At 70.9% G+C, this 15,809-nt stretch carries 13 protein-coding genes; 3 read left to right on the plus strand and 10 right to left on the minus strand.

Annotated elements, in window-relative coordinates:
* The 5 genes from ACWDR3_RS43230 to ACWDR3_RS43250 all read right to left on the minus strand — a co-directional run.
* Window positions 1-410 (minus strand): hypothetical protein (locus ACWDR3_RS43230; protein WP_450358136.1); only part of this gene is annotated, 410 nt, incomplete at its 3' end.
* Between the two features lie 141 nt (window positions 411-551).
* On the minus strand, window positions 552-3,425 hold the full coding sequence (locus ACWDR3_RS43235; RefSeq protein ID WP_450358138.1) for a LamG-like jellyroll fold domain-containing protein: 2,874 nt from the start codon (window positions 3,423-3,425) through the stop codon (window positions 552-554).
* Window positions 3,426-3,579: 154 nt separating this feature from the next.
* Window positions 3,580-5,265: a thiamine pyrophosphate-binding protein gene (locus ACWDR3_RS43240; RefSeq protein WP_450358139.1), complete on the minus strand. Its 1,686-nt coding sequence runs from the start codon at window positions 5,263-5,265 to the stop codon at window positions 3,580-3,582.
* Between the two features lie 92 nt (window positions 5,266-5,357).
* Complete coding sequence (gene speB, locus ACWDR3_RS43245; RefSeq protein ID WP_450358140.1) at window positions 5,358-6,326, minus strand: agmatinase; 969 nt, start codon at window positions 6,324-6,326, stop codon at window positions 5,358-5,360.
* A gap of 34 nt (window positions 6,327-6,360) precedes the next feature.
* Window positions 6,361-7,812: a sodium:solute symporter gene (locus ACWDR3_RS43250; RefSeq protein WP_450358142.1), complete on the minus strand. Its 1,452-nt coding sequence runs from the start codon at window positions 7,810-7,812 to the stop codon at window positions 6,361-6,363.
* A gap of 121 nt (window positions 7,813-7,933) precedes the next feature.
* Between ACWDR3_RS43250 and ACWDR3_RS43255 the strand changes: the two genes are divergently transcribed.
* The gene (locus ACWDR3_RS43255; protein ID WP_450358143.1) at window positions 7,934-9,388 is read left to right on the plus strand and encodes a PucR family transcriptional regulator ligand-binding domain-containing protein; all 1,455 of its coding nucleotides are present in this window, start codon (window positions 7,934-7,936) and stop codon (window positions 9,386-9,388) included.
* A gap of 132 nt (window positions 9,389-9,520) precedes the next feature.
* Window positions 9,521-10,309 (plus strand): phosphatase, encoded by a 789-nt coding sequence (locus tag ACWDR3_RS43260; RefSeq protein WP_450358145.1) that lies wholly within the window; start codon window positions 9,521-9,523, stop codon window positions 10,307-10,309.
* 7 nt (window positions 10,310-10,316) lie between these two features.
* Here ACWDR3_RS43260 and ACWDR3_RS43265 read toward each other — a convergent pair whose 3' ends face one another.
* The 5 genes from ACWDR3_RS43265 to ACWDR3_RS43285 form a co-directional block, all read right to left on the minus strand.
* Window positions 10,317-10,730 (minus strand): hypothetical protein, encoded by a 414-nt coding sequence (locus tag ACWDR3_RS43265; RefSeq protein ID WP_450358147.1) that lies wholly within the window; start codon window positions 10,728-10,730, stop codon window positions 10,317-10,319.
* Between the two features lie 18 nt (window positions 10,731-10,748).
* On the minus strand, window positions 10,749-11,735 hold the full coding sequence (locus ACWDR3_RS43270; protein WP_450358149.1) for a cation diffusion facilitator family transporter: 987 nt from the start codon (window positions 11,733-11,735) through the stop codon (window positions 10,749-10,751).
* 11 nt (window positions 11,736-11,746) lie between these two features.
* Window positions 11,747-12,613: an acyl-CoA thioesterase gene (locus tag ACWDR3_RS43275; RefSeq protein ID WP_450358150.1), complete on the minus strand. Its 867-nt coding sequence runs from the start codon at window positions 12,611-12,613 to the stop codon at window positions 11,747-11,749.
* Between the two features lie 35 nt (window positions 12,614-12,648).
* Window positions 12,649-13,806: an acyl-CoA dehydrogenase family protein gene (locus tag ACWDR3_RS43280; RefSeq protein WP_450358152.1), complete on the minus strand. Its 1,158-nt coding sequence runs from the start codon at window positions 13,804-13,806 to the stop codon at window positions 12,649-12,651.
* A gap of 131 nt (window positions 13,807-13,937) precedes the next feature.
* On the minus strand, window positions 13,938-14,528 hold the full coding sequence (locus ACWDR3_RS43285; RefSeq protein ID WP_402349732.1) for an SACE_7040 family transcriptional regulator: 591 nt from the start codon (window positions 14,526-14,528) through the stop codon (window positions 13,938-13,940).
* A gap of 95 nt (window positions 14,529-14,623) precedes the next feature.
* Between ACWDR3_RS43285 and ACWDR3_RS43290 the strand changes: the two genes are divergently transcribed.
* Window positions 14,624-15,809 (plus strand): carboxyl transferase domain-containing protein (locus ACWDR3_RS43290; RefSeq protein ID WP_450358154.1); only part of this gene is annotated, 1,186 nt, incomplete at its 3' end.

The raw sequence follows: 15,809 nt of genomic DNA on the forward strand, positions 1-15,809 counted from the left end.
GCAGGGCATCCGCGCTGATGTCGGCGAGCGGGAAGTACGCCACCGGGTAGCGGCCGGGTTCGTGGACGGGCGGCGGCGTGACCGAGAAGGTCGACCTTGGCCCGAGTCGGGGCTCCGGTACGGGACTTGAGGGCGGCGAGGCTGACCGGCAGCCCTCCGGCTCGGATGCCGCCGCGCGCACCGGCACCGGTCAGCGCGACGGTGGCGCTGCCCGGCTCGGGCCAGTCGGCCTTCGGAGTGCGCGAAGTGCCGTACCCGGCAAGGTGCTTGAGCGGGGTGATCTCGCCGCCCTCCTCCACCACGGGGGTGGAGGGGACGTCCTGGGTCTTGGGCCGGCGCTGCTCGCGCGTGTCGTCGTCGCCGAGCGCGGGGGCCGCCTGGAGCAGGGTCAGGGTCAGGGCCGCGGACACCGCCGCGGCCAGATGTTTCGCCCACGTATGGGCGTATTGTCTCCGTGTCGAGCGCATGCGCGCTCCCCTCCCGTGTGATGTGGGTGCCCGGGCGCCGGAAGTCGTCCGGCGCCCGAGCGGAACGGCTCTGGTCAGGAGCCGCTAGTCGTTCGCCAGCCGGAAGATCTCCGTGCCGGAGAGCAGTCCGGGCACCAGGCATACGTCGTCGATGTCACCGGCGAAGAAGTCGCTCCACGCGCCCTTGTACTGGGCGCGGCCGATGTTGAGGCCCTTGCCGGCGTTCCAGACGCCGGTGACGGCCGTGCTGCCCTGCTCCTCGCCGTCGACGTAGAGGGTGAATTTCCGGGCCGCGGGATCGTAGGTGCCGGCGAGGTGGGTCCACTTGCCGACGGTCGCCGGCCGCTCGCTCGTCGCCATGGCGCGCAGGAGGTCGGAGTCGGCGGTGTCGGAGATGTGGCGGCCGAGGATCCAGCGCTTGTAGGCGGTCGAGTAGTAGAGGTTGAGGCCGTTGCCGTGTGTGCCGGCCTGGCTGATCACCGAGATGTTGTCGGTGAGCGAGGTGGGCCGCACCCATGCCGAGACGGTGAACGCCTGCCCGGTGTGGACGGCGGAGGCGGCGGTGGCGTAGTCGCTCGTGCCGTTGAAGCGCAGGGCCTTGTCGGCGGGTTCGGTGGCGGAGTGGTTGCCCGCGACCCAGTCGGCGCCCTTGACGGTCAGGGTGCGGTCGTGGCCGGAGGCGTCGGGCGCGGTGGCGCCGGAGGTCTGGTCGAGGCCGTAGACCGCGGCGGCACAGGAGTCGGCGAGGGCGTCCGGGCAGGCACGGTCGGCGATGAAGATGTACTTCTCCAACGGACCGCGGTTCCCGGCCTGGTCGACGCTGCGCACGTAGAGCACGTTGGGGCCGAAGGTGGAGGGCGGCACCTCGATGGTGGCGTCGCCGCCGAGGCTCGCGGGCGTGGCCTTGCGGCCGGGGGTGTCGCTGCCGAGGTCCCACTCGTAGTACTCGACGTCGTTCTTGAAGACGGAGTCGGAGTTGCCGTTCGCCGAGACGGTGAAGTGCCGCTTGGCGCCCACCGGGAGGTCGGCCTCGCCGTCCGCCGGTTTCACGAGCGGCTTGGTGTCGGGCCGCTCGGTGTCCACCACGAACTCGCACCAGTCGGACCAGTCCGAGTAGCCGGAGTCCTTCAACTTGCCGGTGGAGCCGTCGTACAGCTGGGAGTGCCACTTGTAGCCGTGGCCGTGCGTGAGCTCTTTGACGGGGATGTTCTTCTCGAAGACGCCCTCGTTCTGCGGGCCGTCCTTGCCCTCGTAGACGATGGGCCGGCCCTCGACCTGGTCCCAGACGCGGAAGGTGGCGGTGAGGTTCTGGCCGGTGCCGTCGGTGTAGGAGTCGGCGTCGGTGCCGTTGACCGCCATGGTCGGGGTGTCGTCACGGATCCACGGGCGCTTGGTGTTGTCCGTGGTGCAGGCCTTCTCCTCCGGGTTCGTCAGCCGCTCGTTGTAGGGCTTGCCCGGCGTGGTGTTGTAGGTGACGACCAGCTTGGCGTTGTCGCCGCGGAACCGCTTCCAGGAGTTGGCGTCGTCCTCGTCGGCGGCCCGCAGCGAGAACGCGATCGGGTCCTCGGCCTTGGCCTTCTTGCGGACCGTGGCGGTGAGGTTCTCGTTGCTCTCGTCGGCGTTGTCCTGGAAGTCGACCCAACTGGCCGGGGCGTCGGGGCTGCAGCTGTCGCCGCGCCCGTAGGCCACCGTGCGGTCGACCATCAGGTCGCCGTCCTTGGGCTTGTTGTTCCAGTTGGTGGCGGAGTCCACGCCGCCCTCACTGACCGCGTGCAGGTTGACGGTGCTCTTCTCGCAGGAGAACGAGAAGGTCTCGTAGACCTCGAAGACCGCCTTGGAGACGGTGCGGTTCTTCCATCCCGAGGTGGAGAACTGGAAGTACATGCGGTTGGTGTACGGCGACGAGCTGCACACGTAGTACGTGCCGCCGATGGACTTGTACGAACAGCGGCCGACGCCCTCGTCCTTCTTGAACTTGTGGAACTCGGTGCTCGGGTGGGCGCTGGAGACGTACAGCCACTCGCTCTTCGACATGCCGGCCTCGGGGTCGAGGTAGACCGGGAAGTCGGTGTCGGAGGCGGTCAGTACGGAACGGTCGGGCTCGACCGTGACCGCGGACTCGGTGACATCCAGGCCCATGTCGGCGACCTTGGCCGCGGCGTCGGGAGCCTCCTCGACGGGGGCGCCGGAACCGGCGGCCGGCACCGCGTCGGCCGGGACGTTCTGGACGTCGTTGGCGGAGTCCCACATCTTGGGCGCCTGGCCGCCGAACAGCCGCTCACCGGAGGCGTCCACGGCCTGCAGGCCGCCGGTCGGGCCGGTGCTCAGGTCAAGTCCCTCGGTCCGCACGGGCAGGCGCAGGCGCGCCAACTCCGGGTTGTGGGCGGCTTCGGAGGTCTTCACCTTCAGGACGTACGAGTATCCGGTGACGGACGCGCTCGCCAGCAGGTCGACTCCGGGCAGCACCTCGCGGTACTCGGCGGTGTCACCGTCCAGGGCGGGCTCGGGCAGTGGCGTCGGCCAGCGCAGGGTGAAGGACCGGCCGTCCTCTCCCAGGGTGATCAGGTCGGACGAGCCGCCCTTGGCGAAGGCCAGGTCGACGACTGCGGCCTTCGGGCCGACGGTGCCGTCGGGCCGCCGCTCCAGCGTGGCGTCGGCCTTCTCCCAGCTGCCGTCGGGGCGTTGCACCCGCTGCGGCTGCGCGCTGGTCTCGCTGGTGAGGCTGCCGTCCGGGTTGGCGAAGACGAGCTCGTCCTCGGTGCGGCGCGCGGTGATCTCCACCGGTTCGCCGGTCTCGGCGGCCAGGGCGAACGCGGTCGCCTCGGCCGAGGTCGGTGTGCTGCCGGCCGCGTCGGCCGGACTGGTGACGGCGGGCAGTGCGCCCAGGACGACGGCGCCACCGAGCAGCACGCCGAGCATCCGGGCAGCACGAAGCCGCCGGAACCAAGGGTTGGTCATTCCCTTGTCTCCCCCCGGGCTCTCCCCAGAGCCCGCTATGAAATTGATGTGGCCATGCCGTGAAGCAGTGGCGAGGGAAACGTATGGGACTTTCTTTACTGATTCAAGGTCATTTCAAGACTGGCCTGTCTCACAGGCCACTCCAGGCACACCCTCAGTCGAGGTGCGTAGCCGCGAACATCCGCAGCACAGCCGGGAGTACGACCACCGACGGCCCCGGCGTCGACAACGCCTTCGCCAGGTCCGTCTCCAGCGTCTCCGGACTCGTCCGCACCCCCGCCACCCCGAACGACTCCGCCAGCGCCACATAGTCCGGCCGGGTCAGTTCCGTCGCCGTCGCCCGGCCGAAGGCGTCCGTCATGTACTCGCGGAGGATGCCGTAGCCGCCGTCGTCGACGATGAGCCACGTGACGTTGAGGTCGTACTGCTTGGCCGTCGCCAACTCCGCGATGGAGTAGAGAGCTCCGCCGTCGCCCGACACCGCCAGCACCGGCCGCGTCGGATCCGCCGCCGCCGCGCCCAGCGCCGCCGGGAAGCCGTAGCCCAAGCCCCCCGCGCCCTGGGCCGAGTGCAGGTGGTTCGGGCCCTTCGCGTCGAACGCCGACCAGGCCCAGTACGCCAGGATCGTCATGTCCCAGAAGGACGGGGAGTCGGCCGGCAACGCCCTGCGGACCGACGCCAACACCTCCTGTTCCAGGGTCAGTTCCTGGGACGCGATGCGCTCACTCACCCGCGCCAGCACGTCCCGTACGCGTTCCTCCGCCGTCTCGTCCGTGCGTTCCGTCACCGTCTCCAGCAGCGCCTGCAACGCGTGCCACGCGTCCGCGTGGATGCCCAGCGCCGGGTGGTTGGACTCCAGTTTGCCGAGGTCCGCCTCGATCTGGATGACCCGGCCCCGGGGCGCGAACGTGTGGTAGTTGGACGACAGTTCGCCCAGGCCCGAGCCCACCACCAGCAGGACGTCCGCGTCCTCCAGGAAGTCCGTCGTGTGGCGGTCCTCCAGCCAGGACTGGAGGGACAGGGGGTGGGTCCACGGGAACGCGCCCTTGCCGCCCGGCGTCGTCACCACCGGGGCCTGGAGCTTCTCCGCCAGCTGTCGCAGTTTCTTCGAGGCGTCCGCCCTCACCACCCCGCCGCCCGCGATGATCGCCGGACGCGCCGCTCGCGACAGCAAGTCCGCCGCCACCGCCGTCAGTTCGGGGCGCGGGACCAGGTCCTCCGGGGTCGCGTCCACCGCCGTCACCACGGGAAGCGACGTCTCGGCCAGCAGTACGTCCTGCGGGATCTCCACCCAGACCGGGCCGTGCGGGGCCGACAGTGCCGACTTCCAGGCCGCCGCGATCGCCGACGGGATCTGGGACTGGGCGCGGACCGTGTGGACGGACTTCACCACGCCCCTGAACGACGCTGCCTGGTCCGGGAGTTCGTGCAGGTAGCCGTGGCGGCCGCCGCCCAGGCCCGCCGTCGGGATCTGACTGCTGATCGCGAGGACGGGCGCCGAGGCCGCCGCCGCCTCCTGGAGCGCCGCCAGTGACGTCAGCGCGCCCGGGCCCGTCGACACCAGAAGCGGGGCCGCCTCGCCCGTGATCCGGCCGTACGCGTCCGCCGCGAAACCGGCGTTGTTCTCCACCCGCAGACCGATGTAGCGGAGATCGGAGCGGCTGAGCGCGTCGAACATGCCCAGCGCGTGCTGGCCGGGGAGGCCGAAGACCGTCGTCGCGCCGAGCCCTGCAAGGGTCTCCACGACCAGGTCGCCGCCGTTGCGCCCGGCGGGCGGGTTCAGCGCGGCGGAGATCTGCGCGGCCGTCGGGCGGAGTTCCAGGTCGTGGTCGTGCGTCACTTGGTCTCTTTCTCCCTGCGAGTCACCGGGTCTCCCTGCCGAGCCCCCGATTGCCGGTCCTGCTTCACACGCCCCACCTCACGCGCCGCGCCTCACGCGCCGCGAGCCTCCGCAATCTGACGGGACATGATCGTGGTCAGTTCGTACGCCGTGTGCGACGCCGCCACCGATGTGATCTCGGCGTGGTCGTACGCCGGTGCCACCTCGACGACGTCCGCCGACACCAGGTTGCAGGATGCCAGGCCGCGCAGGATCTCCAGAAGTTCCCGGGAGGTCATGCCGCCGGCCTCGGGCGTGCCGGTGCCGGGCGCGTGGGCCGGGTCGAGGCAGTCGATGTCGATGGAGATGTACAGGGGGCGGTTGCCGATGCGCTGGCGGAGCTGGTCGGCCACCTCGTCCACGCCTCGGCGCATCACGTCCGCCGACGTCACGATCCCGAAGCCCATCTTCGCGTCGTCGGTCAGGTCCTGCTTGCCGTACAGCGGGCCGCGCGTACCGACGTGCGACAGCGCCTCCGTGTCGAGGATCCCCTCCTCCACCGCCCGCCGGAACGGCGTCCCGTGCGTGTACTCCGCCCCGAAGTACGTGTCCCAGGTGTCGAGATGGGCGTCGAAGTGCAGCAGGGCCACCGGGCCGTGCTTCTTCGCCACCGACCGCAACAACGGCAGCGCGATCGTGTGGTCGCCTCCCAGGGTCATCAACCTCGCGCCGGTGCCCAGCAGTTCGTCCGCCGCCGCCTCGATCGTGTCCACGGCCTCGTTGATATTGAACGGGTTCACGGCGATGTCGCCCCCGTCCGCCACCTGCGCCAGCGCGAACGGCGACGCGTCCTGCGCCGGGTTGTACGGCCGCAGCAGCCGGGACGCCTCGCGGATCGCGTTGCCGCCGAAGCGGGCGCCCGGCCGGTAGGAGACGCCCGAGTCGAACGGCACCCCGACCACGGCGACATCGGCGCGGCCGACCTCGTCGAGGCGCGGCAGCCGGGCGAAGGTCGCGGGACCGGCGTACCGCGGGACGCGGGAGGAGTCGACGGGACCGCGGGGCGACTCGGGGGAACTCATGGTCGTATGCCTACCTTCTGTCTTGCTGTCTTTTCTACCGGGATACCGGAACGGGCTCGGGAACCGCGCGTCCGGACAGTCGTTCCCGCCATGCTTCGAGCACCGCCGCGTCCGTCGCCGGTGTCGCCAGTGACACGGCGACGTAGACGACGAGGGACGACAACAGGCCGTAGTAGATGGGCTCGTTGGCGAGGATGCCGTAGCCCGCCATCAGGCCGACGACCGCGAGGCCGCCGACGATCACGGCGGCGAGCGCGCCCTGCGCGGTGCCGCGCTTCCACAGCAGCCCGCCGAGGATCGGGACGAGGAGACCGCCGACGAGCAGGTTGTACGCCACCGTCAGCGCCTCGACGACGTTGTTGAGCGCGATCGCCGTGACGATCACGGCGACGCCCATGACGAGGATGAAGGCGCGGTTGCCCCGGACCTCGTCGTGCTCGTCCTCGATGGGGCGCACGGCTCTGCGCAGCTTCGACCAGATGTCGTTGTTGGCGACCGTGGCGCAGGCGATCAGCGCGCCGGAGGACGTCGACATCACGGCGGCGAGTGCGGCCGCGAGCACCAATCCCCTTACCCCGACCGGGAGTTCGTCCTTGACGATGGTCGCGAAGGCGTCGTCCGGACTGCCGAGGTTGGGGTAGAGGACCTTGGCCGCCGTGCCGATGACGGCGCCTGCGAGGGCGTAGACGAGGCAGTAGGTGCCCGCGACCGTGCCGCCCCACTTGGCGGTCTTGTCGCTGCCCGCCGTGAACACCCGCTGCCAGATGTCCTGGCCGATGAGCATGCCGAACGTATAGATCAGGACGTAGGTGAAGATCGTCTCGCCGCCGATGCCCAGCGGGTCGAAGTACTCGGTCGGCAGCTTCGCCTTCATCTCGCTGAAGCCGCCGGCCTTGACGACCGCGATGGGCAGCAGGAGCAGCAGCACGCCGATCGTCTTCACCACGAACTGCACCATGTCGGTGAGGGTGATCGACCACATGCCGCCCAGCGTCGAGTACGCGACGACGATCGAGCCGCCGAGAATGATCGCGACCGTGCGGTTCATGTCGAAGAGGACGTCGAAGATCGTGGCGTAGGCGATGGTCGAGGTGACGGCGAGCATGAGGGTGTACGCCCACATGACGACGCCGGAGATCACGCCGGCCCGGCCGCCGTAACGGAGATCGAGCATCTCGGAGACCGTGTACACCTTGAGGCGGGCGATCCGGGCCGAGAAGAAGACCGACAGGGCCAGCAGTCCGAGGCCGATGGTGAAGACCATCCAGGCGCCGGAGAGGCCGTACTGGTAGCCCAGGCCCACCCCGCCGATGGTGGACGCGCCGCCGAGGACGATCGCGGCCATGGTGCCGGAGTACATCGCGGGTCCCAGGCGCCGGCCGGCCACCAGGAACTCGCTCTTCGACCTGGCGCGGCGCATGCCCCACCAGCCCATGGCCAGCATGCCGGCCAGATAGACGACGATCACCGCGTAGTCGACAGCCACGGAGGTCCCTCCTTCGCAGGTCCCTGGACCAAAGGTTTCCTCGACCATAGGTGGCCGGAAAGTGGCTGCGAAGTGTACGTTTCATCCATTCGAGGTGGCCTGAGTGGAGGAAGCGCACACCATGCCGGATCCCGCTGTTCCCCCTACTCCCCCGGTGCCCCTCGCGGCACTTCTGGCCCGCGAGGACCTGGCCCTGCGGCAGATCGCGGGGCCCGCCGACACCGGCATCGTCATCCACTGGGCGCACACCTCGGAGATGGCCGACCCGTACCCGTATCTGCTGGGCGGCGAGCTGCTGTTGACGGCCGGGGTGCACATTCCGGAGGCGGCCGGGTCGGGGACGTACTTCGACGATTACGTCGCCCGGATCGTGGCGGCCGGCGGGGCCGCGCTCGGCTTCGGCGTGGCGCCGGTGCACGACACCGTGCCGCGGGCGCTGGTCGCGGCCTGCGACGCGTACGACCTGCCGCTCGTCGAGGTGCCGCCGCAGACCACCTTCTCCGGTGTCGCCCGCGCCGTCTGGCAGCTCATGGCCCAGGCCCGGCTCGCCGAACTGCGCCGCGTCTCCGAGGCCCAGCAGAGCCTGGCCGCCGCGGCCGCCCGCCAGGACCCGGTGCCGGCCGTGCTGCGGCGGCTGGCCCAACGAGTGGGCGGGCGGGCGGTGTTGTACGGCCCCGAGGGCGCCGAGATCTCGGCGGCCGGACGGCAACCCGCGGAGGAAGTGCGCGTGGCGTTGGCGGAGCTGGCCCGGGTCGTCACCAGCCGTACCTCCACCACCGCGAGCGACACCACCGGCGACACCCATCTCGCCGCCTACGCCCTCGGCGTCGACCGGGGTTTCGTACTCGGGGTGGCCGCGCCGGGACGCGAGAGCGGCGACCAGGCCATCGCCTCCGTCGCCGCCGTCCTGCTCTCCCTGCTCACCGGCGAGCACCACAGCGGCACGGGCGCCGCCCGCTCCTCGGCGCTGGTGCGGCTGCTGCTCGGGGCGGCGGCGGAGGAGGTCGCGCCCCTGCTCGGGTCCGGTCCGTGGCTCGTCGTGCACGCGCGGCCGGACACCCGGTCCGCCGACCCGGTGGCCGCCTCCGCGCTGGGCGCGGCGCTCGGCTCGCCGCTGGTCGACGTGGCACGGGACGTCGTACGGGTCCTGGTGCCCGCCGGCCGCGAACCGGCCCCGCAGCCCGGCTGGACCCTCGGCGTCAGCGCCTCCGCGGCCCCGACCGCGTGGCCGTCCGCCGACACCCAGGCGGCCCGCGCGCTGGCCCGGGCCCGGGCGACCCGGACGGACCTGGTCCGGCACGGCGAGCGCGCCGGGCTCGGCGACCTGGTCCCGCCGGCCGAGGCCGCGGCCCACGCCCGTACGCTGCTCGCGCCGATCGCCGGCACCCCCGCGCTCACCGAGACGCTGCGCACCTGGCTCTCCCTGCACGGGAGTTGGGACCGTACGGCCGTCGCCCTGGCCGTCCACCGCAACACCGTCCGCCAGCGCGTCGCCCGCTGCGCGGCGCTGCTCGAAGCCGACCTGGACGACCCGGACGTACGCATGGAGCTGTGGTTCGCGCTGCGACAGCGATAGGCGGAGGTGACGGCTGGGGACGAGAGGGCGAAGTCAATGAGTACGGCGCCCCTCACGCATGAGTACGTGACGCACGTCCCAGGGTTCGGTACGCCAGGGACGCGCACAGTCGGCTGCCTCACAATGGGAATCATGCCGATACCCGGGACACCCCACCGCGCCGAGCTCGTCGAGCACCTTGTCAGGACCCGCATCGCGGGCGATGTCGCCACCCCGCGCGAGAACAACCTCAGCCACTACCGCAAGCTCGCGAACGGCGACCGCCACTACTGGTTCGGCCTGGAGTTCGGCGACCGCTGGAGCGACGAGCAGGACGTGCTCGCGGTGATGGCGGAGCGGGTGGGTGTCAACGACGACCCGGAGTACCGCTACGGGCAGGACACCATCGACGCCGAGCTGACGGTGGACGCGCTGGAGCGGCTCGCGGCGCGGCTGCGCAAGGCGGCGGACGGCGAGCAGCGGGTGCTGTTCGCGACCGGTCACCCGGGCGGCCTGCTGGACGTGCACCGCGCCACGGCAGCCGCTTTGCGCACCGCCGGCTGCGAGATCGTGGTGATCCCGGAGGGGCTGCAGACGGAGGAGGGGTACGTCATGCAGTTCGCGGACGTGGCGGTCCTGGAGCACGGCGCCACCCTGTGGCACACCCACTCGGGCGAACCGATGAAGGCCATCCTCAAGGCGCTGGAGCGCGAGGGCCGCCCGCTGCCCGACCTGGTCGTCGCCGACCACGGCTGGGCGGGCTACGCAGGACAGCACGGCGTCGACTCGGTGGGCTACGCCGACTCCAACGACCCGGCCCTCTTCCTCGCCAAGTCCGAGGGCACCCTCCAGGTGACGGTCCCGCTCGACGACCACGTCGTCAGCCCGCGCCACTACGACCCGATGACGGCGTTCCTGCTGGCGGCGGCGGAGCTGGCCTGAGGCCGGGTCAGGCGGTGGCCGCCCGGTCGAGGAGCCGGGCCAGTACGGCCACGCCCGCGGGCAGGCCGACGAGGAAGCCGATGAGCATGCCGAGGTCCGGGTCGTCCAGTGCCGGGACGGCCCAGTTCGCCGCCGCGGCCACGAGCAGCGTCACCGCGGCCAGCGTGAGGGCGGCGGCGACGAGAGCGGACCGACGGCGCGGCCCCTCGCCGTACCGCTCGGCCCCGGGACCGACCGCGGTCATGCCCGCCATGAACCCGACCAGCTCGGCGTCGGGCAGCCACCCGAACGCCGCCCACCCCACCAGGGCGACGATCCCGGCGAGGGCCAGACCGGCGAGTTCCAGCAGAACGGTGAAGACCACCAGGTCCCAACTCCCCTGCCGGGACGAACCGTTCGGACTGTCCTTCTCCTCGGCCATCTCGCCAGGGTAGCCGTCTCACGGCCACGGATTCAGCCCCTCGTCACGGCGCTGTGCGTACCCCGGCGTCGGGTCCAGGTACACCCGCCCGATCCCGGGGAACGCCTCCCGCAGCCGCTGCTCCGCCCGTTCGCAGGCCCACTCGATCTCGGCCGCCGTCGACGCGTCCCGGAAGTCGACCTTGGCCGCGACCAGCGCCTCGCGCGGGCCCTGCACGAGAGTCGTCAGTTCCAGTACGGCCTCGATGTGCTCGTCCGCCAGCAGCTCCGCGCGGATCCGGTCCCGCATGGGCTTGGGCAGCGGGCGCCCGATGAGGAACTCCGCGTTGGAGCGGCCCAGCACCCAGGCGACGACCAGCAGGAGCAGGCCGATGAGCAGCGAGGCGAGGCCGTCCCAGACGCCGGAGCCGGTGAGCTGACCGCCCAGCAACCCGCCGGCCGCCAGGACCAGGCCGACCAGCGCGGCCGAGTCCTCCAGGACGACCGCCTTCACCGCGGTGTCCGGGGTACGGCGGAAGTAGACGCGGAAGGGCGCCCGGAACCGGGCCGCCTCCCCCTTCGCCTGCTTCAGTCCCGTCCGCAGCGAGTAGCCCTCCAGCACGAAGGCGACCGCCAGGACGATGTACGACACCAGCGGGTCGCCGAGGTCCTCGCCCGCGACCAGGGTGTGGATGCCGTCGTAGAGGGAGAAGACCGCGCCGCCGACGAAGGTGGCGACGGCGGCGAGCATGGCCCAGATGTAGCGCTCGGGGCCGTAGCCGAGCGGGTGTTCCTCGTCGGCCGGTTTCCCGCTGCGTTTGAGCGCGGTGAGCAGCAGGAGTTCGGTGACCGTGTCGGCGACCGAGTGCGCGGCCTCGGAGAGCATCGCGCTGGATCCGCTGATGACACCGGCGACCGCCTTGGCGAGCGCGATCCCGAGATTGGCGACGGCGGCGACTATCACCGTGAAGGTGCTCTCGCCGCCGCCGTCTTCCTGACGTTCCGTCCGCTGTTCCGTCTGCCCCATGCCCCACAGTCTCACCGAGGGACGCGGACCACGCCTTCCTGGATCACCGAAATCGCCAGCCGGCCGTCCTGGGTGTAGATGCGGGCCTGGCCCAGGCCCCGGCCGCCGTACGCGGACGGCGACTCCTGGTCGTAGAGCAGCCACTCGTCCGCGCGGAACGGCCGGTGGAACCACATCGCGTGGTCGAGCGACGCTCCTACGACATCCCCCACCGCCCAGCCGCCGCGGCCGTGCGCGAGCAGGATCGAGTCGAGCAGGGTCATGTCGGAGACGTAGGTGGCGAGTACGACGTGCAGCAGCGGGTCGTCGGCGAGCTTGCCGTTGGTGCGGAACCAGACCTGGGAGTGCGGCTCACGCGGCTCGCCGAAGCGGCCGTACGGCGGGTCGTCGACGTATCGGAGGTCGATCGCCTCGCGCGCCTCCAGGAATCGTTCAACGATCCCCCGGTCGAGGTGGTCGTAGCCGAGCAGCCGCTCCTGGCCGGTGGGCACCGTCTCCGGATCGGGGGCGGCCGGCATGGGCGCCTGGTGGTCGAGGCCTTCCTCGTACGTCTGGAAGGACGCCGACAGCGCGAAGATCGGCCGGCCGTGCTGGACGGCGAGCACGCGGCGGGTGGTGAAGGAGCGCCCGTCACGGATCCGCTCGACGGTGTAGACGATGGGCGCGCCGGGGTCGCCGGTGCGCAGGAAGTACGCGTGCAGGGAGTGGGCGTACCGGTCGGCGGGGACCGTACGCCCGGCGGCGACCAGCGCCTGCGCCGCCACCTGGCCCCCGAAGACGCGGGGGACGACGGCGGAGCGGGACTGGCCGCGGAAGATGTTCTCCTCGATCTGCTCCAGGTCGAGCAGATCGAGGAGATCCTGTAGTGCCTGGCTCATGTGATCGTTTCTACCGGCCAGTAATTTCGGGGACTTTACAGACCCATGTTCTTCGCGATGATCGTCTTCATGATCTCGCTGGTGCCGCCGTAGATGCGGTTGACGCGGTTGTCCGCGTACAGGCGGGCGATCGGGTACTCGTTCATGAAGCCGTAGCCGCCGTGCAGTTGGAGGCAGCGGTCGATGACGCGGTGCGCGACCTCGGTGCAGAACAGCTTGGCGCTGGCGGCCTCGGCCGGCGTCAGCTCGCCCGCGTCCAGGGCCTCCAGGGCGCGGTCGGCGACGGCCTCGGCCGCGTCCACCTCGGCCTGGCAGGCGGCCAGTTCGAACTTGGTGTTCTGGAAGGACGCCACCGGCTTGCCGAAGACGGTCCGCTCCTGGACGTACTCCTTGGCGAACCGGACGGCCGCCTTGGCCTGCGCGTACGCGCCGAAGGCGATGCCCCAGCGCTCGGAGGCGAGGTTGTGACCGAGGTAGGAGAAGCCCTTGTTCTCCTCGCCCAGCAGGTCCTCGGCGGGCACCTTGACGTCGACGAACGCCAGCTCGGCGGTGTCGGAGGTCTTCAGGCCGAGCTTGTCCAGCTTGCGGCCGATGGAGTAGCCCTCGGACTTGGTGTCGACGGCGAAGAGCGAGATACCGAAGCGGCGGTCCTCGGCGGTGGACGGCGAGGTGCGGGCGCAGACGATCACGCGGTCCGCGTGCACACCACCGGTGATGAAGGTCTTGGAGCCGTTGAGGACGTAGTGCGTGCCGTCCTCGGAGAGCTTGGCGGTGGTCTTCATGCCCGCGAGGTCGGAGCCGGTGCCCGGCTCGGTCATCGCCAGCGCCCACATCTCCTCGCCGGAGACGAACTTCGGCAGGAAGCGCTTCTTCTGCTCGTCGGTGGCGAGCGACTTGATGTACGGCAGGCCGAGCAGCACGTGCACACCGGAGCCGCCGAACTGGACACCTGCGCGCGCGGTCTCCTCGTACATCACAGCCTCGAACTTGTACGAGTCGATGCCGGCGCCGCCGTACTCCTCGTCCACGCGGATGCCGAAGACGCCGAGCTCGGCGAGCTTGTAGTAGAAGTCGCGCGGCGCCTGGCCGGCGGCGAACCACTCGTCGTAGACGGGCACGACCTCGGCCTCGATGAAGGCGCGCAGAGTCTCCCGGAACGCCTCGTGATCCTCGTTGAAAACCGTACGGCGCACCGCCGCCACCTCCGCTGGATACCTGACGCATGTCTAAGCGCTTGCTCAGAAGTCAACGGTACCGGCGGGTAGGGAGAGCGTCCAGTGGAGCGCCCCCGTAACGCTCGTCACGCTCCCGGCAGCTACGCCCATCATCCACCCGCCGCCGCGAACGCCCCCCGCGCCATCCGATGCAGCAACTCCGCCGTCGTCCCGCGCCCAGGGAGCGAGCCGGGGCGGCCCAGGTGCGGGGTCGAGTTCAGGAGGCCGAAGACCGAGTGGACGGCGGATCGCGCGGCCGGTTCCGCCAGGCCGGGGTACACCTCGCGGAGCACCTCCACCCACAGTTCGACGTACTGGCGCTGGAGTTGGCGGACGAGCTTGCGGTCGCTGTCGCGCAGGCGGTCGAGCTCGCGGTCGTGGAGGGTGATGAGGGGGCGGTCGTCGAGGGCGAAGTCGATGTGGCCTTCGATGAGGGAGTCCAGGAGCGTCTCGGGATTGCCGTCGGTCTCGGCGACCCGGCGCTTGCCGCCGGTCAGGAGCTGGCCGCTGATGCCGACGAGGAGTTCGGCGAGCATCGCGTCCTTGCCCGGGAAGTGGCGGTAGAGACCGGGGCCGCTGATGCCGACCGCGGCGCCTATCTCGTCCACCCCGACGCCGTGGAAACCGCGCTCGGCGAAGAGTCGCGCGGCTTCCTTGAGGATCTGCTCGCGGCGGGTGGGGGCGTCGGTTCTGGTGGCCATGGAAGCAATTCTAGACAGGGAGGTTAGCGGTCGTTAACCTGAAGGAAATGGTTAACGCTCATTAACAGTCGATCGCTGGGTGAGGGGACCGCAGGATGCAAGAGGCACCGGAGCTGACGAGCGCGGCAGACCCCGCGTCGGAGGCGTGGCGGGCCAACGAGGCGGCGCACCGGGCGCTCGCCGAGGAGTTGCGCGGCAAGCTGGCCGCGGCCCGGCTCGGCGGCGGCGAGAAGGCCCGGGCGCGGCACACCGCGCGCGGAAAGCTGCTGCCCAGGGACCGGGTGGACACCCTGCTGGATCCGGGTTCGCCGTTCCTGGAGCTGGCCCCGCTGGCCGCCGACGGGATGTACGAGGGGCAGGCGCCGGCCGCCGGGGTGGTCGCCGGGATCGGGCGGGTGTCGGGGCGCGAGTGCGTGATCGTCGCCAATGACGCGACCGTCAAGGGCGGCACGTACTACCCGATGACGGTGAAGAAGCACCTGCGCGCCCAGGAGGTGGCCCTCGACAACCGCCTCCCGTGCATCTACCTGGTCGACTCCGGCGGCGCCTTCCTGCCGATGCAGGACGAGGTCTTCCCCGACCGCGACCACTTCGGGCGGATCTTCTACAACCAGGCCCGGATGTCGGGCGCCGGCATCCCGCAGATCGCCGCGGTGCTGGGCTCGTGCACCGCGGGCGGGGCGTACGTCCCGGCCATGAGCGACGAGGCCGTCATCGTCCGCAACCAGGGCACGATCTTCCTGGGCGGCCCGCCCCTGGTGAAGGCGGCCACCGGCGAGGTCGTGACGGCCGAGGAGCTGGGCGGCGGTGACGTCCACGCGCGCGTGTCGGGCGTGACCGACCACCTCGCGGAGGACGACGCGCACGCGCTGCGGATCGTCCGGAACATCGCCGCGACGCTCCCCGCGCGCGGACCCCTCCCCTGGGAGGTCACCGAGGCCGTCGAGCCGAAGGTCGACCCGTACGGGCTCTACGGCGCGGTCCCGGTCGACTCCCGCACCCCCTACGACGTCCGCGAGATCATCGCGCGCGTGGTCGACGGCTCGCGTTTCGCCGAGTTCAAGTCGGAGTTCGGGCAGACCCTGGTCACCGGGTTCGCCCGGATCCACGGCCACCCGGTCGGCATCGTCGCCAACAACGGCATCCTGTTCTCCGAGTCCGCCCAGAAGGGCGCCCACTTCATCGACCCCGAGCCCCCGGACGTACGTCCGCGGCTGACCGTGCTCTCCGGCCCTTCAGGGGTCGGTAAGAGCACGGTCGTCGCCCATATGCGCAAGGAAC

The sequence above is a fragment of the Streptomyces sp. NPDC001002 genome (assembly GCF_053599215.1).